Raw genomic sequence first — 26095 nt, 5'->3', positions numbered from 1 at the left:
GTTTTTAAAGGAGACGACCATGCTTCAGGTTGTTCAGGCTTATGACCGCGCGCCGATCACCGAGATCGAGACCGACGACGCAGCCGCTCTGGAACGCAAGCTCCAGGCCGCGCAGGCCGTCTTCAAGGACCGCGACAACTGGCTGAAGCCGCATCAGCGCATGGCGATCCTGCGCAAGCTCGCCGGACTGCTCGAGGCGAAGCGCGACCATTTCGCCATGCAGATCGCCCGCGAGGGCGGCAAGCCGCTGCCGGACGCCATCGTCGAGGCCAATCGCGCCGTCGACGGCGTGAACAATGCCGCCGACGAATTGCGCAATTTCGCCGGCCGCGAGATCCCGATGGGGCTGTCCGCCGCGGCCGACGGCCGCTGGGCCTTCACCACCAAGGAGCCGATCGGCATCGTCGCGGCGATCTCGGCCTTCAACCATCCGCTCAACCTGATCGTCCATCAGGTCGCGCCGGCGATCGCGACCGGCTGCCCGGTCATCGTCAAGCCGGCCGGCACGACGCCGCTTTCCTGCATCGACTTCGTCAGGCTGGTGCATGAGGCCGGGCTGCCCGAAGCCTGGTGCCAGACCTTCGTGCCGGCCGAGACCGCGCTGGCGGAAAAGCTCGCGACCGACCCGCGCATCGCCTTCCTCAGCTTCATCGGCTCGGCCAAGGTCGGCTGGTACCTGCATTCGAAGCTTGCTCCCGGCGCGCGCTCGGCGCTGGAACATGGCGGCGTCGCGCCGGCGATCGTTGACAGGAGCGCCAATCTCGAGGCGATCATCGAGCCGATCGTGAAGGGCGGCTACTACCATGCCGGCCAGGTCTGCGTGTCGACGCAGCGCATCTATGTCCATGATTCCATCGTCAACGACTTCACCGAGCGCCTCGTCGCGCGGGTGAAGAAGCTGCGCACCGGAGACCCCACGCTGAAGGACACCGAGGTCGGCCCGCTGATCACCCCGAAGGAAGCCGACCGCGTCGCCTCCTGGATCGACGAGGCCGTGAAGGGCGGCGCCAAGCTGCTGGCGGGCGGCAAGCGGCTCTCCGAGACGACGCTGGAACCGACCGTGCTGGTCGATCCGGCGCCGGAAGCGCGCATCTCACAGGAGGAGATCTTCGGGCCGGCGGTCGCGATCTATCGTTTCCGCGATCTCGACGACGCCATCGCCCGGGCCAATTCCCTGCCGGTCTCGTTCCAGTCCAGCATCTTCGCGCAGGATATCGATGTCGCGCTCCGGGCCGCCAACCGGCTCGACGCCTCGGCGGTGATGATCAACGACCCCACCACCTTCCGCACCGACTGGATGCCTTTCGCCGGCCGGCGCGTCTCGGGCTACGGCACGGGCGGCATCCCCTTCACCATGCACGACATGACGCAGGAGAAGATGATCCTGATGAAGCGGCGCTGAGGGGTCCGGGGCCCGGCCGCCGCGGCTCCGCGGCGTCGCGACCACGCGGCGGGCATGCCTGCCGGGGAGGCCGCCACGGCTGCGACGCCAAGCTGCCGATTGTGGCAATAATGCAGTGATATCAGTAGTTTATTATGCTTCTAAACTGAACGGTTTTGGTTGACCGGCCGGCGCGAGATGCCTAGGCAACAGGGCATCTGCGCCGCGAACGGCATCGGCCGCGACGCGCAACCGGACCTGGTTCGCCGTGATCGTACCGTTTCTCATCATGCTTCGCGAAGGCATCGAGGCCGCGCTGATCGTCGGCATCGTCGCGAGCTATCTGGTCAGGACCGGGCGGCGCGAATGGCTGCCGGCGCTGTGGGTCGGCGTCGGCCTCGCCTGCGCCGCGAGCCTGGTGGCCGGCGCGGCGCTCGACATCGTCGCGGGGGAATTGCCGCAGCGCGGGCAGGAGCTGTTCGAGGCCGTCATCGGCCTGATCGCCGCCGCCATGCTCGTTTCGATGGTGTTCTGGATGCGCAAGGCGGCGCGTTCGATCAAGGGCGAATTGCAGGCCGGCGTCGATGCGGCGCTTTCCGGCGAGCATCAGGGCTTCGCGCTGGTCGGCCTCGCCTTCCTCGCCGTGGTGCGCGAGGGGCTGGAATCGGTCTTCTTCCTGCTCGCCATCTTCCAGCAGAACGGAGGCTGGGGACCTGCGCTCGGCGCCGGGCTCGGCATCCTGCTCGCTGTCGCGGCCGGCTACGCCATCTATGCGCTCGGCGTGAAGCTCAATCTGCGCGTCTTCTTCCGCTGGACCGGCATCCTGATCCTGTTCGTCGCGGCCGGGCTGGTCGCGAATGCCGTGCGCTCGCTGCACGAGGCCGGTCTCTGGAACCATCTCCAGCAGAACGTCTACGATCTCGGCACGACCTTGCCGGCCGATGGTCCGCTGGGCGCAATCCTCTCCGGCTTCTTCGGCTATCAGGAGCGGGCCGCGCTCGGCGAGGTCATCGCCTATCTCGCCTTCCTGGTGCCGGCGCTCGTGCTTTCCTCAGGGCGGGCGGCCAGGACCAGGCCACCACGGTGGCGCGCGCCGGAACCCGCCATTCGCCGCGCCTGAAGCTTGCCGGCGTCGCCACGCTGCTGCTGATCTGCGGCGGCATCAGTGCCTTCGTCTATGCCGCCGGCAACCGGCGCGCCGCCACGCCGGACCGGAACGAGATCGCCGTCGCCATCACCGACAAGAGCTGCGAGCCGGCAACGCTCACGGTCCCCGCCGGCAGGCTGAGCTTCGTCGTGACCAATCGCGGCGCACGCGTGCTGGAATGGGAAATCCTCGACGGCGTCATGGTGCTGGAGGAGCGCGAGAACATCGCGCCCGGCCAGTCGCGGCGTCTGACCACGCAGCTCCATCCCGGCGAGTACAGCATCACCTGCGGCCTGCTCAGCGCCCCGCGCGGCCGCCTGATCGTCCAGGCTTCGACGGCGCAGCCGCGCTTGGCGCTGACGCTGATGGACATGGTCGGCCCGGCTGCCGAATACCGCGCCGTCCTGAGCGAGCGCACGGCCGCGTTCGGCAGCGCGCTCGATGCCTTCGAGCAGGCACAGGCGGCGGGAGACGCACAGGCCGCGCGCGAGGCTCGCGGTCGCGCCGTGGCGCTCCTTCCGGTACTGCGTCCCGCGACGGCGGGCGATACGGAGCTCGAGACGCTCTTCGCCAGGGTGCAAACCGCCCTCGCCGGCGACACAGCGGCCGTCCCCGCCGAGATCCGGCAGGCAGGCGAGGCTTTCCGCATGGCGCTCAGCCAGCGCACCGTGCTGCCCGATACCATGCTGGCCGGGGCGATCACGCTGTTGTCGCCGCAGGATGGCGAGACGAGTGCGCCCGAGGATGTCGCCGCCGCGAGTGCCATCGCGCGGCTGCTGCTGCCGCTGACGGCGCGCATCGATCCCGTTCTGGCGGCGCGGACCGGGGCCGATCTTGCCGGCCTGCCGCGCGACGCCAAGCCGGGCGGCGCGACGCGGGCGCTGGCCGAGGATCTCGCGGCCATGCGCAAGGCGCTCGCCCTGCCCGAGACGGAGCGCAGATCGTGACGAAACCGGGCAAAGGCTTCGCCCCCTCGCGGCGTTCGCTGCTGACCGGCGGCGCGGCAACCATCGGCGGCGCCACGCTGGCGCAGGCGGCGCCTCAACCGGCCCAAAACCCGGCCGCAGCGCCCGAGAGCGACGCGACCGCCCAACGCCAGCCCTTCCACGGCCTGCACCAATCCGGCATCGTGACGCCGCGTCCCGCGACCGGTCTCGTCGCCGCCTTCGATGTCGCGGCCACCTCGCTCGACGAGCTCGACCGGCTCTTGCGCATCCTGACCGAGCGCATCGCCTTCCTGATGCAGGGCGGCCCGGCGCCTACCGCCGATCCCGGCTTCCCGCCGCCGGACAGCGGCATCCTCGGCCCGGTGATCGCGCCCGACAATCTCACCGTCACCGTCGCGCTCGGCGCCTCGCTCTTCGACGAACGCTTCGGCTTGAGCCCGCTGAAGCCGAAGCGCCTGCAGCGGATGAAGCGCTTTCCGAACGACGCGCTCGACGGCGCGCTCTGCCATGGCGATCTCCTGCTGCAGATCTGCTCGAACACCGCCGACACCAATATCCACGCGCTGCGCGACATCCTGAAGAACACGCCCGATCTGTTGCTGCTGCGCTGGAAGCAGGAAGGCAGCGTGCCGGTGCGCCAGGCCAGATCGACCGATGCCAGGCCGGGCGAACCGCCCGAAAGCGCGCGCAACCTGCTCGGCTTCCGCGATGGCACGGCCAATCCCGACATCACCGACAAGGCGCTGATGGGCCATCTCGTCTGGGTGCAGGAAGGCTCCGACGAGCCGGGCTGGGCAGCCCATGGCAGCTATCAGGTCGTGCGTATCATCCGCAATTTCGTCGAGCGCTGGGACCGCACCGCGCTCAGCGAGCAGCAGGACATCATGGGCCGCATGAAGGCGTCGGGCGCGCCGATGGGCGGCAGCCGCGAATATGACGAGCCCGCTTATGCCGACGATCCCGAAGGCAAGCGCACCAGGCTCGACGCTCATATTCGCCTCGCCAATCCGCGCCGACCGGAGACGGAAGCGAGCCGCATGCTGCGCCGGCCGTTCAACTATTCCAACGGCGTCACCCGCGCCGGCCAGCTCGACATGGGGCTGCTCTTCATCTCGTTCCAGCAGGACCTGGAGCGCAGCTTCATCGCCGTGCAGAAGCGCCTCGATGGCGAGCCGCTCGAGGAATACATCAAGCCCGTCGGTGGCGGCTACTTCTTCGCGCTGCCCGGCGTGCCTGACGCTGGGAGCTATCTCGGCGCCGGCCTGATCCGGGCCGCGCGCGGCATCGTTCCGGCCGCAGCTTCGACGTCCCCCCGCAAGACAGGAGATTGATATGAGCTTGCGCTTCGCATGGCTGGCCGGCGCCAGCCTGATCGCCGCTGTGACAGCCGGATCGGCGCAGGCCGCCTCGCCGCTCGATCTCGTCGCACCCGTCGCCGCGTACAAGCTCTATGTCTCGCAAGGCGTCGACAAGCTGGTGAAGGACACCAAAGCCTTCACCGACGCGGTCAAGGCCGGCGATCTCGCCAAGGCCAAGGCCCTCTATGCGCCCACCCGCGTCTCCTACGAGATGATCGAGCCGGTCGCGGAATTGTTCAGCGATCTCGATGGCAAGATCGATTCGCGCGCCGACGATCACGAAAAGAAGGAGGAGGACCCGGAGTTCACCGGCTTCCATCGCATCGAATACGGGCTCTTCGCCAAGAACAGCACCGAGGGGCTTGGCCCCTTCGCCGACACGCTCATGGCCGACGTCACCGAGTTGCAGGGCCGCATCAAGGGGCTGACCGTTCCGCCGGACAAGATGGTCGGGGGCGCGGCGGCACTGATCGAGGAGGTTGCCGCGACCAAGGTCTCCGGCGAGGAGGATCGCTACAGCCACACCGATCTCTGGGACTTCCAGGCCAATGTCGACGGCGCCAAGACGATCGTCGACCTGCTGCGCCCGCTCCTCGTCAAGGACGACAAGGCGCTGTCCGAGAAGATCGACGCCAATTTCGCCACGGTCGACAAGACGCTGGCCAAATACAAGCTCCAGGACGGCGGCTTCGAGACCTATGACAAGCTGACCGAGGCCGACCGCAAGGCGCTCGCCGCGACGATCACCACGCTCGCGGAAGACCTCGCCAAGCTCAAGGGCGTGCTCGGCCTCGGCTGAGCGCCCCCGACACAGAGCGGTCACGCTGGCGCGGCACTCGACAGGTGGAAGCCGATGCGCCAATGACGGCACATCGGCGTCATCGCCTTTCAAGCCACCATCAACGGACCGCCAGCATGACCGCCTCTTCCGCGAACGCACCCGCCTCCCAGGGCCGCATCGCCCTGCTCGGCGCGCCGATCGAGGTCGGCGCCTCCCGTCGCGGCGCGCTGATGGGCCCCGCCGGGCTGCGCACCGCCGGGCTCACGCGCGTGCTGGAAGAGCTCGGCTACACCGTCGAGGATCATGGCGACATCCTGCCGCGCGACCTGACGCCCGTCGACGGTCCGGCGCCCGAGAACGCCCGCTTCTACCCTGAGATCGCCGCCTGGATGCGCGCGCTCAGCGCCCGCGCCTATGAGCTCGCCCGCACCGGCGCGACACCGATCTTCCTCGGCGGCGACCACAGCCTGTCGATGGGCTCGGTCAACGGCGTCGCGCGCCACTGGCAGGAGCAGGGCCGCAAGCTCTTCGTGCTCTGGCTCGACGCCCATGCCGATTTCAACATGCCGGCCATCTCGCCCTCCGGAAACATGCACGGCATGTCCTCGGCCTTCCTCTGCGGCGAAGCGGGCCTCGACGATCTGCTCGGCACGGAACCCCGCGCCTCGATCACCCCGGCCCAGCTCAGCCTGTTCGGCATCCGCTCGGTCGATCCGCTCGAGAAGGCGGCCGTGAAGGCACGCGGCGTCGATGTCGCCGACATGCGCGCCATCGACGAGCACGGCGTCGGCGTGCTGATCCGCCAGGTCATCGAGAAGGTGCGCGCGGCCAACGGCGTGCTGCATGTCTCCTTCGACGTCGACTTCATCGACCCGCCGCTGGCGCCGGGCGTCGGCACCACCGTTCCGGGCGGGGCGACCTATCGCGAGGCGCATCTGGTGATGGAGCTGCTGCACGATTCCGGGCTGGTGCGCTCGATGGACATCGTCGAGCTCAACCCCTTCCTCGACGATCGCGGCCAGACGGCGCGTCTCGCCGTGGAGCTGGCGGGCAGCCTGTTCGGCCAGCAGATCACCGACCGCCAGACGCCGTCCAACGCCATCGGCGCGGCCTGAAGTCACGCTTTCGCGAAAGCCGATCTTCATTCTTGGATGGCATAGCCTGTTCCGCCGGCTGCAAGGCTGGCGGAACGGAACCGCATCATGAAGATCGCGCTCGTCGGCACGGGCTTCGTCGCCGACTATTACATGACGACGCTCGCTAACCACCCGGCACTGTCGCTCGCCGGCGTCTGGGATCGCGACACTGCACGCCTCGAAGCCTTCCGCAGCTTCCACAATGTCCCGGCCTATCCCGATCTCGACGCGCTGCTGGCCGACCCCTCGGTCGGCATCGTCGTCAACCTGACGACGCCCGAAAGCCATTACGAGATCACCCATCGCGCGCTGGCTGCCGGCAAGCATGTCTATTGCGAGAAGCCGCTCGCCATGGAGCTGGCGCAAGCCGAGGCGCTGATCTCGCAGGCGCAAGGCTCCGGGCTGACACTGGCGACGGCCCCTGCCAACGGGCTCAGCGACGCGCATCGCCTTGTCGATGAAACGCTGCGCACGGGCCGGATCGGCGCGCCCCGGCTGGTCTATGCCGCGATGGAGGACGGACCGGTCTTCCGCGACAATTGGGCTCGCTGGCGCTCGCGCTCGGGTGCGCCCTGGCCGGGGCTGCACGAATTCGAGATCGGCTGCACGCTGGAGCATGCCGGGTACGCGCTCTCCTGGCTGGTGACGCTGTTCGGCCCGGTCGAGAGCCTGACCGCCTTCTCCGCCGTGACATTTCCGGACAAGGGGCCGGGCACCGGGCATATCGCGATGGCGCCGGATTTCTCGGTCGGCTGCCTGAGCTTCCGCTCCGGCGTCGTGGCGAGGCTGACGAACGGGCTCGCCGCGCCGCGCGACCGCTCATTGCAGATCTTCGCGGAAAAGGGCTCGCTCACGGTGCGCGACCTCTGGGACAACCGCTCCACCGTCCATGTCGAGGAAACCGACGCGCCGCGCCCGCTGCTCGGCCGGCTCTTGACCCGCGCCGAGGCGAAGCTCGGGCGCGCCTTGCCCTGGAAGCCGACGCCCGGCCGGCGCCTGCCCTATCCGGCGCAGGCAGCGAGCAAGGCTCTGCCGAACTTCCCCTCGCAGATCGATTTCATGCGCGGCATCGCCGACCAGGCCGAGGCGATCGCTCGCGGAGAGGCGCCACGCTTCTCCGGCGCGCTGGCGCTGCACATCACGGAACTCGCGCTGGCCCTGAACAATGCGCGCGACCTGCCGCAGCCTTATCGGGTGAGGTCGCGTTTCTGATCAGCCGCGCCCTGCCGGCGGCTGGGCCAGCACGGTTTCGATGATGCGCAGCACGGCCGCGCTTTCCGAGAGCGGCATCGTCGCGCAACGCGTCTCTCCGGCCCGAACCGCAGCCATTACCGCCTCCGCCTGAAATTGCAGGCCGTGACCGGGAAAGGCGAAAACCTCGCTGCGGCGTCCGACCTTCGGAATGCGGTCGAGAAAGCGCGTGGCGAGACCCTGTCCGCGCTCATAGACCGCTGAAGCACGAACGGGATCGCTGACGAAGCTCAGGCGCTGCGCCTTCAGAAACGGGGTTTCGATCAGCAGCGCCCCTCGCGTGCCTTCGATCAGGAAACGATTGGTGCCGTTGCGGTCGAAGCCGCAGGAGAGCTCGGCCACGGCCTGCGGATAGTCGAGCCTGAATTCGCTGCGCAGATCGACGCCGCTCGCCGCCGCAAGCCAGCGCCCGCTGACGGCCTGCGGCTCGCCGAGCAGATGCAGCACCAGCGACAGCGGATAGACGCCGAGATCGAAGGCCGCGCCGCCGCCCAGGACCGGATCGAAGAAGCGGCTGCCCGGTTCCTGCGGGTGGGCATAGGAGAGATCCGCGCGAATGCGCCTGATGTCTCCGATTCGCCCTGCCGCGAGCTGTTCGCGGACCGCGCGCACCGCTGGCAGGAAGCGGCTCCACAGCGCCTCCATGGCGAAGACGCCGCGCTCACGCGACGCCTGCGCGATCGCCTCGACATCGCCGCTCTTCAGCGCGATCGGCTTCTCGATCAGCACCGGCTTGCCGGCGGCGATGGCCTTCAGCGCCTGCGCGGCATGGAGGTGGTTCGGCGTCGCGATATAGACCACTGCGACGGCCGGGTCGGCGAGAAAGGCTGTTTCGTCGTCATAGGCCGTCGCGCCAAAGCGTGCGGCGAAGGCCTGCGCCTTGTCCTGCGAGCGCGAATGAACGGCCGCGATGCGTGCCTGCGGCAGCAGGCCGAGATCGGCGGCGAAGAGCCCGGCGATGGCGCCGGTGCCCATGATTCCCCAGCGGAATGACCGTTCCTGCGCCACGCGCCCCTCCGTCGCTGTCGCCAGCGATAGCGGGCGCGCAGTTAAGGGTGCGTTCCTCAGACCGCCAGCGCCATGCCGTCCTTGCGGTGGTCCGAGGCGCCGAACATCACGCCGCGGGCGTGATCGACCCAGATCGCCTGGCAGCCGCCGAGCGGCTCCTCGGCCCAGACCACGTCATGGCCGCGTGCCTTGAGATCGGCCGCGACGCTTTCGGGGATCGTCGGCTCCAGCGAGAGCTTGCCGTCATAGGCGAAGCTGCGGGCTACGTCGGATGCCTGCTGCGGATCGAGGCCGCGATCGAGAATGCCGGAGATGAAATGGGCGTGGCCGGTCGACTGGTACTGACCGCCCATCACGCCGAACGGCATCACCGCGCGGCCGCCCTTGGCGAGCATGCCGGGGATGATGGTGTGGAAGGGGCGCTTGCGCGGCGCGATGGCGTTGGGATGGCCCTCGATCAGGCGGAAGCCCGAGCCGCGGTTCTGCAGCATCACGCCGGATTTCTCCGCATAGATGCCGCTGCCGAAAGCCGAGAACAGCGAGTTGATGAAGGAGATCATGTTGCCGTCGCCATCGACGACGCAGAGATAGATCGTGTCCTTGTGCAAGGGCATGTCGAAGGCTTCAGGCTTCGCCGCCTTCTCCAGGCTGATCTGCGCCCGCAGCCGGCCGACGAATGCGTCGGACAGGAACGCCTCGGTGTCGAAGGGGCTCGCAGCCGGATCGGCGACCAGCGCGTCGCGCTGGCGATAGGCCGCCTTGCTGGCCTCCGCGAGGAGATGGATGCGGTCGGCCTCGCCGAGCTTGCCGTCCTTGAGATCGAAGCCGTCGAGGATGCGCGCGATCAGCAGCGCCGCGATGCCCTGGCCGTTCGGCGGGCACTCCCAGAGATGGTGGTCGCGATAAGCGGCGCCAATCGGGTCGACATAATCCGGCTTCGCGGTGGCGAAATCCTCGACCGCCATCAGGCTGCCGGCCTTGTTCAGGACGGCGACCATCTCCTCGGCGGCCTCGCCCTCATAGAAGGCGGCACGGCCTTCGCGGGCGATGCGGCGCAGCATCCTGCCGAGAGCGGGGTGGACCATCTTGTCGCCCGTCATCGGCGCCTTGCCGCGCGGCAGGTAGACGGCATTGCCGAGGCCGTGCTTCTCGATGCGGCCGCGATAGCGGTTCCAGTCGAGCGAGACGCGCGGCGTCACCACGAAGCCCTCCTCGGCGGCGCGGATCGCCGCAGCGAAGATCTCGTCGAGGCTCTTGCTGCCGTGATCGGCGTTGAGGCGGCACCAGGCGTCGATCGCGCCCGGCACGGTGACGGCATGAGGCGAATCCGGCGCGATCGCGGTCAGGCCCTGGCCGAGGAACCAGCCGAGCTCGGCCTTGGCGGGCGCGCGGCCCGAGCCGTTGATGGCGACCATCTTGCCGCCGGCCGGGGCATAGATCGCGAAGCAGTCGCCGCCGATGCCGGTCATATGCGGATCGACCACCGCCTGCACCGCGACCGCCGCGATGGCCGCGTCGACGGCGTTGCCGCCGGCGCGCAGGATGTCGACGGCCGCCAGCGTCGCCGCCGGATGCGAGGTCGCCGCCATGCCGCGCTCGCCGACCGCCACCGAACGGCCCGGCACCATGAAATCGCGATTGCCCCAGCTCATATCCCGCTCCATCCGTTCCCGGTGCCGATTCCGGCATCCTCGTTTCGGGCAAGGCTTTGACCGCAGAAACCGGCGCTGACAATCCCGCGCCGCGCATGGCCGGCATGGTTCCGCGGTGCCGGCAGGAGCGAGCGCCGCCTGGCCGGGACCCGCGGCAGGGACGGTGTGGTCCGCGGCCTTGTCTGCTAGCTTCGGTCGACGAACAGGGAGAGATTCGCGTGACCAAACCCGCTACGCCGCCGATCCGCCGGGCCATGGTGCTTGCGGCCGGGCTCGGCCAGCGCATGCGCCCGATCACCGATACGCTGCCGAAGCCGCTGGTGAGGATCGGCGGGCGAGCCATGCTGGACCATATGCTCGACCGGCTGGCCGATGCGGGGGTCGAGGACGCGGTGGTCAACGTCCATCACCTTGCGTGCCAGGTCGAGGCCCATCTCGCAGCCCGGCAATGGCCCCGCATCACCATCTCCGACGAGCGCGCCGAATTGCTCGAGACCGGCGGCGGCGTGAAGAAGGCGCTGCCCCTGTTCGGCACGACGCCGTTCTTCCACACCAATTCCGACGCGCTCTGGCGCGAGACGGGCCGGCCGGCGCTCCCGGCGATGGCGCGGAGCTGGGACCCGGAGCGCATGGACATCCTGCTGCTGCTCGCCGATCTCGAAACCAGTCTCGGCTTCGACGGTGCGGGCGACTTCTTCCGCGGCGCGGACGGGCGCCTGACACGCCGTGGTTCGGCCGCGCGCGCGCCATGGGTCTATGCCGGCGTCGCCATTCTGAAGCCCGGGCTCTTTGCCGACACGCCCGACGGTCCGTTCTCGCTCAACCTGCTCTTCGACCGTGCCATCGCGCAGGGCCGCCTCTTCGGCGAGGTGCTGGAAGGCCGCTGGCTCCATGTCGGCACGCCCGACGCGATCGCGCCGGCCGAGGCCGCGCTCGCCGCCCAGCCTGTCGATGCCTGAGCTCAACCTGTTCAGCATCCCGGCCGGCGCGCCGTTTCTGGAGGTGCTGGCCGGGGCGATGGTCGAGGGCCGCTTCGGCCCGGTCTACGACCCGGCCGATCCCGCCGCCATGGCGCGCGCGACGCTCTATCTGCCGACGCGCCGCGCCGCCCGCGCCTTCACCGCGATCCTGGCGGGCAGGCTCGGCGGCAGGCCGTTGCTCCTGCCCCGCATCGTCCCGCTCGGCGATGTCGACGAGGCCGAGACGGCGTTGATCGGCTCCGGCGCCTGGGCGGGCGGGCGCATCGCGCCGATCGAGCCGCTGATGCGCCGCATGCTGCTGACCAGGCTGGTCGATGCCTGGGGCCGCAGCGCCAATCGCAGCCATCTCCGGCTCGACCCGTCCGAGCCGTCATTGGTGCCGGCGACGCTGGCCGAGGCCTATGGGCTGGCCGGTGATCTCGCTGCCCTGCTCGACCAGATGCAGACCGAGGGCGTGCCTGTCGAACGGCTGGGTAAGCTCGATGCCGCGCGCTTCGACAAGGTCTGGCAGCTCAATGCCGGCTTCCTCGGCATTCTCGGCGAGGCCTGGCCGCAGATCCTTGCCGAACTGGACGCTTGCGATCCCGCCGATTTCCGCAACCGGATGCTGGCGGCCGAACGCGAGCGGCTTCTCGCCGGCGAAGCGAAGGGGCCGATCATCGCCGCCGGTTCGACCGGCACCGTGCCCGCGACGGCGGAACTGCTCGCGGCCATCGCCCGGCTGCCGAACGGGGCCGTAGTGCTGCCCGGCATCGACCTCGGGCTCGACGAGCGGAGCTGGACGGCGATCGAGGCCGAGCCCGCGCCGTCCCACCCGCAAGCCGCGCTGCACCGCCTGATGGAGGTGCTTCAGGCAACGCGCGCCGATGTGCGCGAGCTCGCCGTGCCCGATGCCGCCCGCAGCGCCCGTGCCGACCTCGTACGTGAGGCGACGTCGCCTGCCTCGGTCACCGAGCTCTGGTCCGATCTCGGCCGGCGCGTGCCGCAGGATATGGCCGAGGCCGCCTTCGATGGCCTACGCATCGTCGAGGCGGCGGATGAGCGCGAGGAGGCGCTGGCCGTGGCGCTGGCGCTGCGCGAGACATTGGAGCAGCCGGGGAGCCATGCGGCACTGGTGACGCCGGACCGAGGCCTTGCCGAGCGCGTCGCGGTCGAGCTGAGGCGCTGGGGCGTCGAGGTCGACGATTCCGCCGGCCTGCCGCTCGGCCGCTGGCCCGCAGGCGCGCTGCTGCGGCAGATCCTGGAGGCGGCGCTGGCGCAGATGACGCCGGCGACGCTGGTGCCCTTGCTCGCCCACCCGCTCTGTCGGTTGGGCTTGAGCCGCGAGGCGGTCGCGCGTGGCGCGGCGGCGCTGGAGATCGGCACCTGGCGCGGCAATGCGGTCGGCAAGGGGCTCGCCGGGCTCAATGTCGCGCTCGACCAATGGGACGAATTGCGCAAGGACCGGCACGTGCCCGGCCCGCAGGCGCGGCTGACGGCGGAGGATCGTGCCGCTGCGGCCGCGCTGCTGCACGCCGTCGAACGGGCGAGCGCGCCCCTGCTCGAAGCCTTGTTTCTCGAAGAGCCGTCGCTTGCCCGCGTGGTTCGGGCGGCCCGCGAGGCCGTCACCGCCTTCAGTGCGGGCGAAGCCGGTCAACCGCTCGCTTTTGTCGGGCCGGATGGCGAGGCGCTCTCCGGGCTGTTCGACGAGCTGGTTGCTGCCGAAACCGTGATGCCGCCGGGCGGCCGGGCCCAGGATTTCATCGCGATCCTCGACGGCTTGCTGGGCGAGCGCGCAGTCGCGCGCAAGGCGCCGGGCCATCCGCGCGTCGCCATCTGGGGCTTGCTCGAGGCGCGCCTGCTCGAAGCCGACCATATCGTGCTGGGTGGGCTGAACGAGACGGTCTGGCCGCCGCAGACCACGACCGATTCCTTCATCAACCGCCCGATGCGCGCCGAGCTCGGCCTGACGCCGCCGGAGCGCCGCATCGGCCAGACGGCGCATGACTTCATCCAGGCGCTGATGGCGCCGACCGTCACGCTGACGCGCCCGCGCAAGGCGGGGGAGGCGGAAACCATCGCCTCGCGCTTCTGGCAGCGCCTGCAGGCGGTGGCGCCGACGGAGGTCTGGAAAGCCGCGCTTGAGCGAGGCGATCGGTTGCGCGGCTTCGCTGCCCTGCTCAGCGCGCCGGCGGCTGCGAAGCCGGTGGCGCGCCCGGCGCCGCGCCCGCCGCGCGAATGGCAGCCGCTCTCGCTCAGCGTCACCGAAGTCGAGACGCTCTATCGCGACCCCTATCAGATCCATGCCCGCAAGATCCTGAAGCTCGATGCGCTCGATCAACTGATCGAGGACCCGACCGCGCAGGATCGCGGCAAGCTGCTGCACGGCATCGTCGAGGACTTCACCAAGACCTATCCCGAGCAATTGCCCGCCGATGCCTTGGGGCAGGTCGTCGCCATCGGCAATCGCCTGTTCCAGGCTTATGACGACGTGCCCGAGGTGCGCGCCTTCTGGTGGCCGCGCTTCCTGCTGATGGCAGGCCACTTCGTCCGCTGGGAGGAGCGCCGCCGCGGCGAGATCGCCCGCATCGGGGTCGAACTCGGCACCGGCGCGAGCTTTACGCTGGCCGATGGCAGCGAGTTCCGCCTGCATGGCCGCGCCGACCGCATCGAATTGACCCGCGAGCCGAGCCTGCGCATCGTCGATTTCAAGACCGGCGCACCGCCGAGCAAGGCGCAGGTGGAAAAGGGCTTCGCCCCCCAGCTCACGCTCGAAGCCGAACTTGCCGCCCGGACCGGCTTCAAGGGGTTGGCCGGCCCGACGCCGGTCTCAGGCCTGCTCTACATGAAGCTGCATCACGATCCGAAGGGCTGGGCCAAGGACAAGCCGCTCGATTTCGACGGCGAGCCGCTGGCGGATGTCGCAGCCCGGCACCTCGACAACCTGCTGAAGCATCTCGATGCGCTGCGCTCCGGCCGCGAGGCCTATGTCTCGCGCCGCGCGCCGGACTATATCCGCTACGCCAGCCCCTACGATCATCTCGCCCGGGTCAAGGAATGGTCGGCCGCTCCCGGCGGAGACGAAGGGGGCGAACCATGAAGCCGGGCTGGATCGTTCCGCCGCTGACCAATCAGAGGCAGGCGCGGGCCGCCGATCCCGGCCTCTCCGCCTGGGTCTCGGCCAATGCCGGCTCCGGCAAGACCCATGTGCTGGTCAACCGGGTGCTGCGCCTGCTGCTCGACGGCGTCCCGCCCGGCCGGATGCTGTGCATCACCTATACCAAGGCGGCGGCCGCCAACATGGCGAACCGCATCTTCAAGGCGCTCGGCAACTGGGCGACGCTCGACCCGGAAGCCTTGCGCCGGGAGCTGACGCGACTGACCGGCGGTACGCCGACCATGGCCGAGCAGGCCAAGGCGCGCCGCCTTTTCGCGGAATCGCTGGAGACGCCGGGCGGCTTACGGATCGAGACGATCCACGCCTTCTGCACCCGCGTGCTCCAGGCGGCGCCTTTCGAGGCGAACGTGCCGCCGCGCTTCGAGGTCGCGGATGATCTCGCCCAGGCGCAGATGCTGCGCGAGGCGCGTCGCGAATTGCTCGCGCTCGTCGCGGCCAACCCGCAGGGGCCGGAGGCGACGGCGCTCGACCTGCTGGCGCGGCTCGCGGCGCAGGACTCATTCGAGAGCATGGTACAGGAGGCGCTGCGCCAGCGCGCTTTGTTCAGCGATGCGAACGGCCGTGCCCGTGATCCGCAGGAGATGCGCGCCGGCATCGCCGCCTTCCTCGGCATCGCGCCCGATCTCACAGCCGATACGGTCAAGGCCGCTTTTCGCTCGGAATTCACCGCGCTGTCCGGCCTGCAGGCGCTGATCGAGGCGCTCGCCGCCGGCAGCAAGACCCGGCAGGATTTCGCCGCGACCTTGCGCGCGCTGCTCGCCGGGCAGGATGATGGCGACCCTGTCGCCTTTTGCCGGCGCGGCTTCATCACCGCGGAAGGGGCGATCAACAGCAATGTGCGCGGGCGGGGCAACTCCGCCTTCGACGGCGCCCTGCTTGCGACGCTCGAGGCGCTGGCGGATTGTCTGCTGACGGCGTCCGACCGGCTGAACGCGATCGCCATCCGCGACCGCAGCGCGGCGCTCGCCTTGCTGGTGACGCGCATGCTGGCTTCCTACCAACGCCAGAAAAGCCTGCGCTCGCTGCTCGACTATGACGACCTGATCGCGCGGACGCGCTCGCTGCTGGAGCGGGTCGAGGCCGCCTGGGTGCTCTACAAGCTCGACGCCGGCATCGACCACATCCTGCTCGACGAGGCGCAGGACACCGGCGAGGCGCAATGGGCGATCCTGCGCAAGCTCGCCGAGGAGTTCACCAGCGGCGGCGACCTCAGGGCGAAGCCGCGCACCATCTTCGTCGTCGGCGACGAGAAACAGTCGATCTATGGCTTCCAGGGAGCCGCGCCCGCAGCCTTCGGTGAAGAGAGGCGCGCATTGGAAAGGCGGATCGAGGCCGCGCAGCTGGATTTCGAGGCGATCAGCCTCAACACCTCCTTCCGCTCGGCGCCGGACATCATGCAGGCGGTCGATGCCGTCTTCGCCCTGCCCGGGCATGCGCGCGGACTCGTCTTCGACGGCGCGGCGCGGCCGGAAACGCACGACACCGTGCGCCGCAGTGCGCCCGGCACGGTCGATATCTGGCCGCTCGCCGCCAACGATACCGGCGAGCCGCCCGATGCCTGGACGACGCCGGTCGACGCGCCCGAGCGCCGCAGCGGCACGGTCAAGCTCGCCGAACGCATCGCCCGCACCTTGCAGCGCTGGCATCGCGACCGCCGCGACGATCGCGGCAATCCGTTCAAGGCCGGCGACGTGATGATCCTGCTGCGCCAGCGCGGCGCGCTGTTCGAGGCGATCGTCAAGGCGCTGAAGGACGCCGACGTTCCCGTCGCGGGCCGCGACCGGCTGACGCTGGCCGAGCATCCGGCGGTGGAGGATCTCGTCGTGCTCGGCCGCGCTTTGCTGCTGCCGGATGACGACCTCACTCTGGCGACCGCGCTCAAGACGCCGCTGATCGATCTGAACGACGACGATCTCCTGCGCCTCGCCCCCGGCCGCAAGGGTTCCTTGCGCGCCGCCTTGCAGGAGGCCGCCGGAACCGAGCCGCGCTATGCCGCGGCGGAAGCGAAGCTGATCCACTGGACCCGTGAGGCCGGGCGCTGCGGCCCGTTCCGCTTCTTCGCCGATCTGCTCGGCCCCGGTGGCGGGCGCAGTCTCGCTCTGGCGCGACTGGGCGCCGAGGCCGGCGACGCGCTCGATGCCTTCCTCAATGCCGCGCTCGACCATGAGCGGCGCTACGGCCCCTCGCTCGCGGGCTTCCTCCAGCATGTCAGCGGCAGCGCCGCCGATGTGAAGCGCGACCTCTCGGCCAGCGCCGGCGAGGTGCGCGTCATGACCGTGCACGGCTCGAAGGGGCTGGAGGCGAAGATCGTCATCCTCGCCGATCTCGGTCCCGAGCCCGGCGCCAAGCGCCTGCCGAAGATCATGGCCGTTCCGGCACCGGGCGGCTCACTTGTGCCGATCTGGCCGCCGGCAAGCGCCGAGGACATCGCTGCGACCGCCGGCGCCAAGGCGATCGTGGTGGCGCAGATGGTCGAGGAGCATCACCGCCTGCTCTATGTCGCGATGACCCGCGCCGAGGACCGGCTGATCGTCTGTGCCGCGCAAGCCAAGGGCGAGGCGCCGGAGGGAAGCTGGTACGCGATGATCGCCGAGGGGCTCGCAGCCTCCGAGGCCGGCCTGCGCGAGATCGGGGAGGGGGATGAGGCGATCCTGCGCTTCACCGTGACGCCGCCGGCGCCCCCGGAGGATGAGCCCGAACCGACCCCCGCTCCGGCAGGGCTTGCGCCCCCCGATTGGCTGGCGCGCCCGGTCGTGCGGGAGGCCGAGCCGGCCCCGCCGCTGAAGCCGTCCGGCGCGCTCGCCGCCGCCGATCGCGAGGAGCGTCCGGGCGACGGGCCGTTCCTGGCCGAGGCCGCTGCGGCCGGCCGGCTGGCGCATCTCCTGCTCCAGCTCCTGCCCGATGTCCCGGCCGAGCGCCGCGCCGCAACGGCCGAAGCGCTGGCGCAGGCGCGCGGCGGCGCGCTGCCGCCCGAGCGCCGCGCCCGTCTCGCCGCCGACGCCTTGCGCCTGCTGGCGGTGCCCGACCTCGCTGCGCTCTTCACCGAGGGGGCGCTGGCGGAGGTTCCGGTCGCCGGCATGATCCGGCTTCCGGGCGGGATCGAGCGGGCCGTGTCGGGCCGGATCGACCGGCTGGCGATAACGCCCGACAGCGTGATCGTCGCCGATTTCAAGACGACGGCGAACCCGCCGCGCGACATCGAGGCGATTCCGGCCGGCACGCTGGCCCAGCTCGCGGCCTATGCCGCGCTGCTGGCGGATATCTATCCCGGCCGGCAGGTGCGGGCGCTGGTGGTCTATACGGCGAACCTCGCCTGCTTCGAGTTTTCCGCAGAGCGTCTCTCGGCGGCGCTCGCGACCTTGGCCGGGGCGGCGCCGGACGCTACGGTCGAGTTCCCTGCTGGATCCCGCCCATGAAACTCCTGCCGTCGCTGCTCCTGCGTCCACGACTTCTGGTGGCATTGGCCGCGGGCGCCGGGCTCACCGTCCTGCTGCCCGGCGACTGGCGCTGGGCGACGCGATTGCTGATCGCCTGGGATGTTGGCACGGTCCTCTATCTCGTTCTGCTCGCCTCGACCATGTTCACCGAGAGCGTCGATGAAATCCGGGCGCGGGCCGAGCGGCAGGACGAGGGCGCCTTCGCGATTCTCATCATCGCCTGCCTGGCGGCGAGCGCGAGCCTGGTCGCCATCGTGCTTCAGCTCACCGGCATCGGGGCGGTGCCGGCGCCGGATCGCGGCCTGCATCTGGCGCTCGGCGGGGCCACGATCCTGTGTTCGTGGACGCTGCTGCATGCGTTCTTCGCCCTGCACTATGCCAGCATCTATTATCGCGGCGGCAAGACCACGCCTTGCCTCGGCTTTCCGGGCAAGGGCGACCCGGACTATATCGATTTCCTGTATTTCTCCTACACGATCGGCTGCACCTCGCAGACCTCCGATGTCGGCGTGACCACGCGCGAGGCGCGGGCCGTCGTGCTGCTGCACTCAGTCCTGACCTTCATCTTCAACACGTCGATCCTGGCGATGGCGATCAATGTCGGGGCAAGCCTGGTTTCGGGGGGATCGTGACGCGTCAGCCTCGCCTCTGCCCTGCGATGCACGCGTCTTGACCGAAGGGGCGGTCGTTCATAGCTTCGCTGCGAAGGGTGGCATTGCCTCCCACTGAAACCGAAAGGCGGCCAGTCATGGCAACGAGCAAGGTAACCGACCAGAGCTTCGAGGCCGATGTCCTCAAGTCCTCCGAGCCGGTGGTTGTGGATTTCTGGGCGGAATGGTGCGGCCCCTGCCGCATGATCGGCCCGGCGCTCGAGGAGATCGCGACCGAGCTCAACGGCAAGGTCAAGATCGTCAAGATGAATGTCGACGAGAATCAGCAGATCCCGGCCCAGTTCGGCATCCGCTCGATCCCGACGCTGATGCTGTTCAAGGACGGCAAGCTCGCCTCGCAGAAGGTCGGTGCCGCTCCCAAGAGCGATCTCTCGCGCTGGATCTCCGCGGCCGTCTGATCCGCTTTTCAACGATCGCATCAAAAAAGGCCCGCTTCCGTGAGGAGGCGGGCCTTTTCGATTCGGGGGGCTACAGCGGCTTCAGGCGCGGCTGTCCTTGTCGATCGCGAAGGCACCGGCGCCGGCGAAGACGAAGTAGAGGAAGACGAAGCAGTAGAGGATCGCCGCATCGCCGCCGTTCAGGGCCGGATAGAGGCTCTTCGGCGCATGCGCCATCCAGTAGGCGACGGCCATCTGGCCGGAGAGGATGAAGGCGACGATCCGGGTCTGGAAACCGACCAGCACAAGCAGGCCGCCGACGAATTCGAGCACGCCCGCGAACCAGTAGAGCGTGAAGACCGCAGGCAGGCTGGGGCCGGGAGGGGCCGGGAAGCCGAAGAGCTTCTGCGCGCCGTGCACGATGAAGATCAGCGCGGTGACGATACGCAGCAGGCCGAGCATATGAGGCGCATAGCGATTGAGGGAAGTCATCTGGATCCTCTGTCGAAGAAGCGGTGGTGGGCGGCGGGTTCCTGCGCGTTTCCTGCTCGGCTTTTAGGCAGGGCTTCCGACTTTGCGCAACATCCCGAACGGGCTCATCCTCGTTTGCGCATTTGCAAAATAATCACGTTCCCGCGACGACTGTGTTATCCTTGCCGCACTGCACGCTTTACGAACCCTTAAAAGCGCCATGTTTGAATTCTGATTGGCCTGACCGCCTTGAAGGGCGGGCTAGCGGCCGAACGGGACAGGATGAACGACCGGCTTTCACGAGGCGAGCGGCGCGAGCCCTCCTTTGATTCTGGGCGCGGCGAAAGCCGCGACGACGGTGACATGCGCCTTTCTCCAGACGATCGCCCGACACGATTCCAGCGGGCTCCGGCCCGGCCCGAGCCTGAGCGCCAACTGCGCAATCCGCCACGCCGCGACAAGCGCAATGGCAGCGGCGGTGGTGGTGGCGGTAAGAAACGCGGCAGGCGCCGGCGGCGTTCCCTCTTCGGCGGGCTGATCTACTGGACGATGGTGCTCGGCCTCTGGTGCGTCATCGGCGTCGGCGGCGCCGTGGCCTATTACGCCTCGCAATTGCCGCCGATCGATCAGCTCACCGTGCCGCGCCGGCCGCCGAACATCGCGATCCTCGCCGCCGACGGCTCGCTGCTCGCCAATCGTGGTGAGACGGGCGGGCGCACCGTCACGCTGGGCGAGATACCGCCTTATCTGCCGAAAGCCTTCGTCGCCATCGAGGACAAGCGCTTCTACGACCATTTCGGTGTCGATCCGGTCGGCATCTCCCGCGCCGTGGTCAACAATCTGCGCGGCCGCAACGGCGTGCAGGGCGGCTCGACGCTGACCCAGCAGCTCGCCAAGAACCTCTTCCTGACGCAGGAGCGCACCGCCGCCCGCAAGATCCAGGAAGCGATCCTGGCGCTCTGGCTGGAGCGCACCTACAGCAAGGACCAGATCCTCGAGCTCTATCTGAACCGCGTCTATTTCGGCTCCGGCGCCTATGGCGTCGAGGCGGCGGCGCAGCGCTATTTCAACAAATCGGCCCGCTCGGTGACGATCGCCGAGGCGGCGATGCTGGCCGGCCTCGTCCAGGCGCCGTCGCGGCTGGCGCCGAACCGCAACCCCGATCTGGCCGAGAAGCGGGCGCAGCTCGTCATCGCTGCCATGGCCGATCAGGGCTTCATCTCGCAGGACGCGGCCAAGACCGCGATGACCGCCCCGGCCGAAGTGCCCGAACGCACCGGCGCGGGCTCGGTCAACTATGCCGCCGACTATGTCATGGACGTGCTCGACGACTTCATCGGCGCGGTCGAGGGCGACGTCACCGTGCTGACCACGATCGACACCAAGCTGCAGGGCTCAGCCGAGACCATCCTCGTCGATGCGCTCTCGGCGCAGGGCGCCAAGCTGCATGCCTCGCAGGGCGCGGTCGTCTCGCTCGCGCCCGATGGTGCCATCCGCGCGCTGATCGGCGGGCGCGACTACACCAAGAGCCAGTTCAACCGCGCGACCGCGGCGCGCCGCCAGCCGGGCTCCTCCTTCAAGCCCTTCGTCTATCTGACGGCGATGGAGAAGGGGCTCACCCCCGACACGATCCGCGACGATGCCCCGGTCTCGATCAAGGGCTGGGAGCCGGAGAACTATTCGCGGACCTATCGCGGCCCGGTGACGCTGCGGACCGCGATGCAGCATTCGCTCAACACGGTCGCCGCCCGGCTGATCCAGGAGGTCACGCCCAAGGAGGTGGTCCGCACGGCCCAGCGCCTCGGCATCAGCTCGGCGCTCCAACCCAATATGTCGCTGGCGCTCGGCACCTCCGAGGTGACGCCGCTCGAGATGACGGCGGCCTATGCCACCTTCGCCAATGGCGGCCAGTCGGTGCTGCCCTATGTCATCCGCGAGGTCCGCCAGACCAGCGGCAAGGTCGTCTATGCCCGCAAGGCCAACAGCTTCGGCCCCGTCATCCAGCCGCAGCCGCTGGCGATGATGGACACGATGTTCAATGGCGTCATGAATGGCGGCACCGGCAGCAAATTCAACATTCCGGGCTGGGAGGTCGGCGGCAAGTCGGGCACGACGCAGGATTACGGCGACGCCTGGTTCGTCGGCTTCACGGCCAAGCTCGTCACCGCCGTCTGGGTCGGCAACGACGACAATTCGAAGATGAAGCGCGTCACCGGCAGCGGCCTGCCCGGCGAGATCTGGGGCAAGTACATGAAGCTGGCCCATGCCGGTGCGCAGCCGATCCCGCTGCCCGGCGGCTTCTGGCAGGGCGCGCCGACGCCGGTGGAGGCGCCGATCGCCCAGGCCGCGCCGCAACAGGGCGGCCCGATGCCGCTCGAGGGCGACCGCGCCTGGGTGCCGCCACCGCCGCAGGAGAAGAACTTCCTGGAGCGGCTGTTCGGGGGCTAGCATCGGTCCGAAAAGTGGAGTGCACTTTTCGGAGCAAGCCGATGCGTGACGCCTAGAGCCCCCCTTCAGTGTTTCGCGGCCCTGACCCGGCCGCTGAGCTTGAACAGCACGAAGGCCGCGACGCCGAGCGCCGACATCACCAGCGGCAGGGGCAGCGCCGCCCCCTTCAGCAGGTGGCCGACGAGCAGCCCGACGCAGGCCGAGAGCAGCATCTGGCACAGCCCGTTGAACGACGAGGCCGCGCCGGCACGGTCCGGAAACGGCATCATCGCCGAGGCCTGCGCCTGCGGCATGGTGAGCCCGACACCGCAGGCATAGACCGCCCAGGACAGCACCACCCCGAAGGCCCCGCCCGCGCCCGTCGCGACGGCGCCCAGCATCATCAGCCCGCCGAGCGCCAGGCAGAGCACGCCGAGCCCGATGATCCCGTCCATGCCGCGCGACCCGACGAGCCGCTGCGCCAGAATGGTGCCGCCAATGAAGCCGACGACGCCGAAAGAGAAGGAAAGCCCGTATTGCACCGGCGTCAGCCCGTAGACGCCGGTCAGCACGAAGGAAGAGCCGGAGATGAAGGCGAAGAGCCCGGCATAGGCCAGCGCCGTCAGCGCGACATAGACGCGGAAGGCGCGGTTCTCCAGCAAAGTGCCGAAGCCTTTGAAGATCGTGACGAGCGAGAGCGGCTGCGGGGAGCGCTTGCGCAGCGTCTCCGGCATCACGGTGACGATCACCGCCGCCAGCCCGAGCGCGAAGACGAGCGAGGCGATGAAGGTCGAGCGCCAGCCGAAGGCGACCTGCAGCACGCCGCCGATGACGGGTGCCACCGCCGGCACCAGCCCCATGATCATGCCCATCCGGGCCAGTTCCTTGCCGGCACGCGCGCCCTCGTAGAGGTCGCGCACCATGGCGCGGCCGAGCACGATCGGCCCGGAGGCGCCGAGCGCCTGCAGGGCCCGCGCCGCGGTCAAGGCCTCGATCGAGGGCGAGAAGGCACAGGCCAGCGTCGCCACGGTGAAGAGGCCGAGCCCGGCGAGCAGGACGGGCTTGCGGCCGAGCCGGTCCGAGAGCGGCCCCCACAGGATCTGCCCGGCGGCGAAGCCGAAGAGGAAGGAGGAGAGCGTCGCCTGCGCGCCGGCGACGTCGGTCCCCATCACGCGCACGATGTCGGGCAGCGAGGGCAGGTAGAAATCGGTCGAGAGCGGACCCAGCGCCGTCAGCATGGCGAGGACGGCCGTCATCGCCAGCGTATCGGGACGAAGCTTCATCGCGGGTCTCCGGCACACGGCCGGATCGCGGGCCGCGCGCCCCTGCTACGACGTCAGCCGGTCATCCGGCAATGGTCGTGGCCGGCGGAGCATCCTGCGTCTCACCAGAATAGTCCGTCGCCCGCATCGACGGGCGCTCGGAAAAAGCCTCGTACCACTGGGTCAGCCGGGGGCGGCCGGTGCGGAAATCCGGCAGCGCGCGGAATTCCAGCCAGGCGAGCGCGGTCGCCAGTGCGACATGGCCGAGATGCACGGGCCCTTCGAGTCCATTCTGCCGCTCGATGAGGTCGTAGGATTCGACGAGCTTGGCGGCCTGCCCCTCGGCCAGCGGCGGATGGCGCAGATGCGCGGGGCGGCGCTCGGTCTCCCAGCGCAGCGCGATGCCGGCATCGCAGAGGCCCTGCGCGATGGCGTGCAGACGCAGCGCCTCCCAGCGCGTCGGCCCGCCGGGCGGGATCAGCCGCCGGCCGGCATGAAGCCGGTCGAGATAGTCGCAGATCACCAGCGAATCGAAGATCGCGCCAACTTCCGGCGTGATCAGAACCGGCACCTTGCCGAGTGGGTTGACCGCGAAGACGGCGTTGTTCCGGTTGGTCGGGCTGGTCTCATGGTCGATCACCGCGAGCCGTTCGGCGAGCCCCGCCTCATGGGCGAAGACGATGACCTTGCGGGCATAGGGTGAGTGGCTCTGCGAATAGAGCGGCAGGCGCGCGCCGGTGCTCGCCGACGGCACGGTCATGGCGCCACCGCGCCGGGCGAAAGCCCGACCAGCTCGGCATAGCGCGCCGGGTCGGTCGCGCCCTCGGTGTTGACGAGGAAGACGCGCGAGGTCCCGTCGAGCTTCAGCGCCGCGCGCGTATCGGGATTGCGCAGCGCCGCCAGCAGTCCCGCAAGCCCTGCCGCGCCGCTTTCGCCGGCGACGATCGCGGGATCGCCCGCGACCGGGCGGGCGAGCCGGTTCATCGCCTCCACGGCATCGGAATCCGCTGCCGTGAGGAAGGCGTCGGCGGCGCGGTAGAGCACGCGCAGCGCCAGGGGCGAGGGATCGTAGCATTCGAGCATCGCCATCACCGTCGGGGCGCCATGGGCGATCTTGACCGGGCGGCCCTGCTGCGCGGCCGCGAAGACGCAAGCGGCGAGTTCCGGCTCGACCACGGTGAAGAACGGGCGGTTGGCGCCGAACTGCGTCTGCATCTGTGCCGCTAGCGCGGCTGCGATGCCGCCGACGCCGGCCTGCACGAAGACATGTGTCGGACGCTCCGGGAGCTGAGCGAAGGCCTCGCTCGCGATGGCCGTATAGCCCTGCATCACCAGGCCCGGAATGCGCTCATAGCCGTCCCAGGAGGTATCCGAAACGACGGTCCAGCCCTGCTCGGCCGCGACGCGCGCGGCTTCGACGACCGAATCGTCATAGGTACCGGCGACCCGCACCATCTGCGCACCGAAGCGTGCGATCGCCGCGACGCGCTCCTCGCTGACGCCGCCATGCACGAAGATCACGGCCTTGGCCCCGATGAGCTGCGCGCCCTGAGCGACCGAGCGCCCGTGATTGCCGTCGGTGGCGCAGGCGAAGGTCATGCCGGCGGCGACCGCCCGCATGGCGGGGTCGTCGATATCGACGTCGCCCAGGTTCCGGCCGAGCCTGGCCGACGCTTCCTCCAGCGCGAGCCGGATCACCGCATAGGCGCCCCCCAGCGCCTTGAAGCTGCCGAGCCCGAGGCGCCGGCCTTCATCCTTGATGAACAGCCCGCCGATTCCCAGCGCTGCTGCGAGCCCGGGCAGGGCATGGAGCGGCGTCGGCGCATGGCCGGCGCGCTGGGCGAGATGCCGCGCGATGGCTTGCGCCCCAGACGGCCCGAGCATCGCGACATCGGCCGGGTCGAGATCGCGTCCATAGTCGTGATGCGTGTTGAGCAGGAACATAGATCGCCTCGCCATTCCACCGGATAGCGAATGGATATTGCAACGCAGGCGAAAAAGGTGCTGCAATCCAGCTCTTCGGATGCAAGTTTATTTCGCGGAGCAGGGCGTGCCCGAGCCGGATATGCAACTCGACGCTTTCGACCGCGCGATCCTCGCCATCCTCCAGCAGGACAACACCACGCCGCAGCGGGTGATCGGCGAGCAGGTCCATCTCTCGGCGCCGGCGGTGCAGCGCCGCATCCGCCGCATGGAGGCTCAAGGGATCATCCGGGCCAATGTCGCGGTGGTCGATCCCGCCGCGCTCGGTCATCCGATCACGCTCTTCGTCGAGATCGAGCTCGTCAGCGAAACGGCCGTCGACATCGACGCCGCCAAGACCGCCTTCCTCGCCGCGCCGGAGGTGCAGCAATGCTACTACGTCACCGGCGAGGTCGACTTCATGCTGGTCGTGCTGGTGCCGAGCATGGCGGCCTATGAGGCGCTGACCCGCCGACTCTTCTTCGCCAACCCCAATATCCGCAAGTTCCGCTCATTCGTAGCCATGGACCGGGTCAAGACCGGGTTGACTGTCCCGGTCTAGGTATCGCCCTCGAGCCGTCGCCGGTCATCCCGGACAAGCCGCCTCCGGCGGCGCCGATCCGGGATCCATGCCGGAGCGAATCCGCTGAAGTTCAGGCATGGATCCCGGGTCTGCGCTGCGCTCCGCCC

20 protein-coding genes are annotated in these 26095 nt (G+C 69.3%); 14 read left to right on the top strand and 6 right to left on the bottom strand.

The features are described from left to right. Nucleotides 1-19 precede the first annotated feature (19 nt). From AB6806_RS15265 to AB6806_RS15235, 7 genes are all read left to right on the top strand, one after another. Complete coding sequence (locus AB6806_RS15265) at nucleotides 20-1402, top strand: aldehyde dehydrogenase family protein (protein WP_142022245.1); 1383 nt, start codon at nucleotides 20-22, stop codon at nucleotides 1400-1402. Nucleotides 1403-1649: 247 nt separating this feature from the next. Then, on the top strand, nucleotides 1650-2501 hold the full coding sequence (efeU, locus tag AB6806_RS15260) for an iron uptake transporter permease EfeU (protein WP_370954874.1): 852 nt from the start codon (nucleotides 1650-1652) through the stop codon (nucleotides 2499-2501). Then, complete coding sequence (locus AB6806_RS15255) at nucleotides 2465-3475, top strand: cupredoxin domain-containing protein (RefSeq protein ID WP_370954873.1); 1011 nt, start codon at nucleotides 2465-2467, stop codon at nucleotides 3473-3475. Before efeU ends, AB6806_RS15255 begins: the two co-directional genes overlap by 37 nt. Further along, nucleotides 3472-4806 (top strand): iron uptake transporter deferrochelatase/peroxidase subunit, encoded by a 1335-nt coding sequence (gene efeB, locus AB6806_RS15250; RefSeq protein ID WP_370954872.1) that lies wholly within the window; start codon nucleotides 3472-3474, stop codon nucleotides 4804-4806. Before AB6806_RS15255 ends, efeB begins: the two co-directional genes overlap by 4 nt. A 1-nt stretch (nucleotide 4807) precedes the next feature. Next, complete coding sequence (gene efeO, locus AB6806_RS15245; protein WP_370954871.1) at nucleotides 4808-5632, top strand: iron uptake system protein EfeO; 825 nt, start codon at nucleotides 4808-4810, stop codon at nucleotides 5630-5632. 116 nt (nucleotides 5633-5748) lie between these two features. Continuing rightward, the gene (rocF, locus tag AB6806_RS15240; RefSeq protein WP_038366767.1) at nucleotides 5749-6729 is read left to right on the top strand and encodes an arginase; all 981 of its coding nucleotides are present in this window, start codon (nucleotides 5749-5751) and stop codon (nucleotides 6727-6729) included. Between the two features lie 87 nt (nucleotides 6730-6816). Beyond that, entirely contained in the window at nucleotides 6817-7962 is a 1146-nt protein-coding gene (locus AB6806_RS15235; protein ID WP_370954870.1) for a Gfo/Idh/MocA family protein, read from the top strand. Here the strand turns inward: AB6806_RS15235 and AB6806_RS15230 are convergent, their stop codons facing one another. Both AB6806_RS15230 and ggt read right to left on the bottom strand, forming a co-directional pair. Beyond that, nucleotides 7963-9009 (bottom strand): Gfo/Idh/MocA family protein, encoded by a 1047-nt coding sequence (locus AB6806_RS15230; protein ID WP_370954869.1) that lies wholly within the window; start codon nucleotides 9007-9009, stop codon nucleotides 7963-7965. Between the two features lie 56 nt (nucleotides 9010-9065). Then, a complete protein-coding gene (ggt, locus tag AB6806_RS15225) occupies nucleotides 9066-10661 on the bottom strand; it encodes a gamma-glutamyltransferase (RefSeq protein WP_370954868.1) in 1596 nt (531 codons plus the stop codon). A 218-nt stretch (nucleotides 10662-10879) separates the two neighbouring features. Between ggt and AB6806_RS15220 the strand changes: the two genes are divergently transcribed. The 5 genes from AB6806_RS15220 to trxA all read left to right on the top strand — a co-directional run bounded on the left by AB6806_RS15220 (nucleotide 10880) and on the right by trxA (nucleotide 19304). Next, entirely contained in the window at nucleotides 10880-11620 is a 741-nt protein-coding gene (locus AB6806_RS15220; protein ID WP_370954867.1) for a nucleotidyltransferase family protein, read from the top strand. Next, nucleotides 11613-14720 (top strand): double-strand break repair protein AddB, encoded by a 3108-nt coding sequence (addB, locus tag AB6806_RS15215; protein ID WP_370954866.1) that lies wholly within the window; start codon nucleotides 11613-11615, stop codon nucleotides 14718-14720. The genes AB6806_RS15220 and addB overlap by 8 nt, the downstream gene beginning before the upstream one ends. Beyond that, nucleotides 14717-18214: a double-strand break repair helicase AddA gene (gene addA / locus AB6806_RS15210; protein WP_370954865.1), complete on the top strand. Its 3498-nt coding sequence runs from the start codon at nucleotides 14717-14719 to the stop codon at nucleotides 18212-18214. Before addB ends, addA begins: the two co-directional genes overlap by 4 nt. Next, nucleotides 18211-18867, top strand: a complete 657-nt coding sequence (locus tag AB6806_RS15205; RefSeq protein WP_112763841.1) for a DUF1345 domain-containing protein — start codon at nucleotides 18211-18213, stop codon at nucleotides 18865-18867. The genes addA and AB6806_RS15205 overlap by 4 nt, the downstream gene beginning before the upstream one ends. A 116-nt stretch (nucleotides 18868-18983) precedes the next feature. Then, nucleotides 18984-19304 (top strand): thioredoxin, encoded by a 321-nt coding sequence (gene trxA / locus AB6806_RS15200; protein WP_038366779.1) that lies wholly within the window; start codon nucleotides 18984-18986, stop codon nucleotides 19302-19304. An 81-nt stretch (nucleotides 19305-19385) separates the two neighbouring features. On the opposite strand, the gene AB6806_RS15195 is transcribed toward trxA, so the two are convergent. Further along, nucleotides 19386-19775, bottom strand: a complete 390-nt coding sequence (locus AB6806_RS15195; protein WP_113254438.1) for a DoxX family protein — start codon at nucleotides 19773-19775, stop codon at nucleotides 19386-19388. 261 nt (nucleotides 19776-20036) lie between these two features. On the opposite strand from AB6806_RS15195, the gene AB6806_RS15190 reads away from it, so the two are divergent. Continuing rightward, nucleotides 20037-22202 (top strand): transglycosylase domain-containing protein, encoded by a 2166-nt coding sequence (locus tag AB6806_RS15190; protein ID WP_370954864.1) that lies wholly within the window; start codon nucleotides 20037-20039, stop codon nucleotides 22200-22202. 65 nt (nucleotides 22203-22267) lie between these two features. Here AB6806_RS15190 and AB6806_RS15185 read toward each other — a convergent pair whose 3' ends face one another. From AB6806_RS15185 to AB6806_RS15175, 3 genes are all read right to left on the bottom strand, one after another. Further along, complete coding sequence (locus tag AB6806_RS15185) at nucleotides 22268-23464, bottom strand: multidrug effflux MFS transporter (protein WP_142022237.1); 1197 nt, start codon at nucleotides 23462-23464, stop codon at nucleotides 22268-22270. 61 nt (nucleotides 23465-23525) lie between these two features. Further along, on the bottom strand, nucleotides 23526-24203 hold the full coding sequence (locus AB6806_RS15180) for a glutathione S-transferase family protein (protein WP_370954863.1): 678 nt from the start codon (nucleotides 24201-24203) through the stop codon (nucleotides 23526-23528). Continuing rightward, nucleotides 24200-25387 carry a diaminopropionate ammonia-lyase gene (locus AB6806_RS15175; RefSeq protein WP_370954862.1) on the bottom strand — a complete coding sequence of 396 codons (1188 nt, stop codon included), beginning with the start codon at nucleotides 25385-25387 and terminating at the stop codon, nucleotides 24200-24202. The genes AB6806_RS15180 and AB6806_RS15175 overlap by 4 nt, the downstream gene beginning before the upstream one ends. Nucleotides 25388-25508: 121 nt before the next feature. Here AB6806_RS15175 and AB6806_RS15170 point away from each other — a divergent pair, with 121 nt between their 5' ends. Next, nucleotides 25509-25967 carry an Lrp/AsnC family transcriptional regulator gene (locus AB6806_RS15170; RefSeq protein ID WP_370955005.1) on the top strand — a complete coding sequence of 153 codons (459 nt, stop codon included), beginning with the start codon at nucleotides 25509-25511 and terminating at the stop codon, nucleotides 25965-25967. Nucleotides 25968-26095: the final 128 nt, after the last annotated feature.

The sequence above is a fragment of the Allobosea sp. RCC_152_1 genome (assembly GCF_041360765.1).
GTDB classification, from domain to species: domain Bacteria; phylum Pseudomonadota; class Alphaproteobacteria; order Rhizobiales; family Beijerinckiaceae; genus Allobosea; species Allobosea spartocytisi.
This window is presented reverse-complemented; position numbering and strand designations above follow the sequence as displayed.

Bases quoted from the DNA above. Each gene is read 5' to 3' on its own strand.
- efeO (WP_370954871.1), top strand. From the start codon at position 4,808: ATGAGCTTGCGCTTCGCATGGCTGGCCGGCGCCAGCCTGATCGCCGCT.
- AB6806_RS15195 (WP_113254438.1), bottom strand. From the start codon at position 19,775: ATGACTTCCCTCAATCGCTATGCGCCTCATATGCTCGGCCTGCTGCGT.
- AB6806_RS15180 (WP_370954863.1), bottom strand. From the start codon at position 24,203: ATGACCGTGCCGTCGGCGAGCACCGGCGCGCGCCTGCCGCTCTATTCG.
- AB6806_RS15265 (WP_142022245.1), top strand. From the start codon at position 20: ATGCTTCAGGTTGTTCAGGCTTATGACCGCGCGCCGATCACCGAGATC.
- addB (WP_370954866.1), top strand. From the start codon at position 11,613: ATGCCTGAGCTCAACCTGTTCAGCATCCCGGCCGGCGCGCCGTTTCTG.
- AB6806_RS15190 (WP_370954864.1), top strand. From the start codon at position 20,037: ATGAACGACCGGCTTTCACGAGGCGAGCGGCGCGAGCCCTCCTTTGAT.
- AB6806_RS15205 (WP_112763841.1), top strand. From the start codon at position 18,211: ATGAAACTCCTGCCGTCGCTGCTCCTGCGTCCACGACTTCTGGTGGCA.
- rocF (WP_038366767.1), top strand. From the start codon at position 5,749: ATGACCGCCTCTTCCGCGAACGCACCCGCCTCCCAGGGCCGCATCGCC.
- AB6806_RS15185 (WP_142022237.1), bottom strand. From the start codon at position 23,464: ATGAAGCTTCGTCCCGATACGCTGGCGATGACGGCCGTCCTCGCCATG.
- AB6806_RS15235 (WP_370954870.1), top strand. From the start codon at position 6,817: ATGAAGATCGCGCTCGTCGGCACGGGCTTCGTCGCCGACTATTACATG.
- ggt (WP_370954868.1), bottom strand. From the start codon at position 10,661: ATGAGCTGGGGCAATCGCGATTTCATGGTGCCGGGCCGTTCGGTGGCG.
- AB6806_RS15175 (WP_370954862.1), bottom strand. From the start codon at position 25,387: ATGTTCCTGCTCAACACGCATCACGACTATGGACGCGATCTCGACCCG.
- addA (WP_370954865.1), top strand. From the start codon at position 14,717: ATGAAGCCGGGCTGGATCGTTCCGCCGCTGACCAATCAGAGGCAGGCG.
- AB6806_RS15170 (WP_370955005.1), top strand. From the start codon at position 25,509: ATGCAACTCGACGCTTTCGACCGCGCGATCCTCGCCATCCTCCAGCAG.
- trxA (WP_038366779.1), top strand. From the start codon at position 18,984: ATGGCAACGAGCAAGGTAACCGACCAGAGCTTCGAGGCCGATGTCCTC.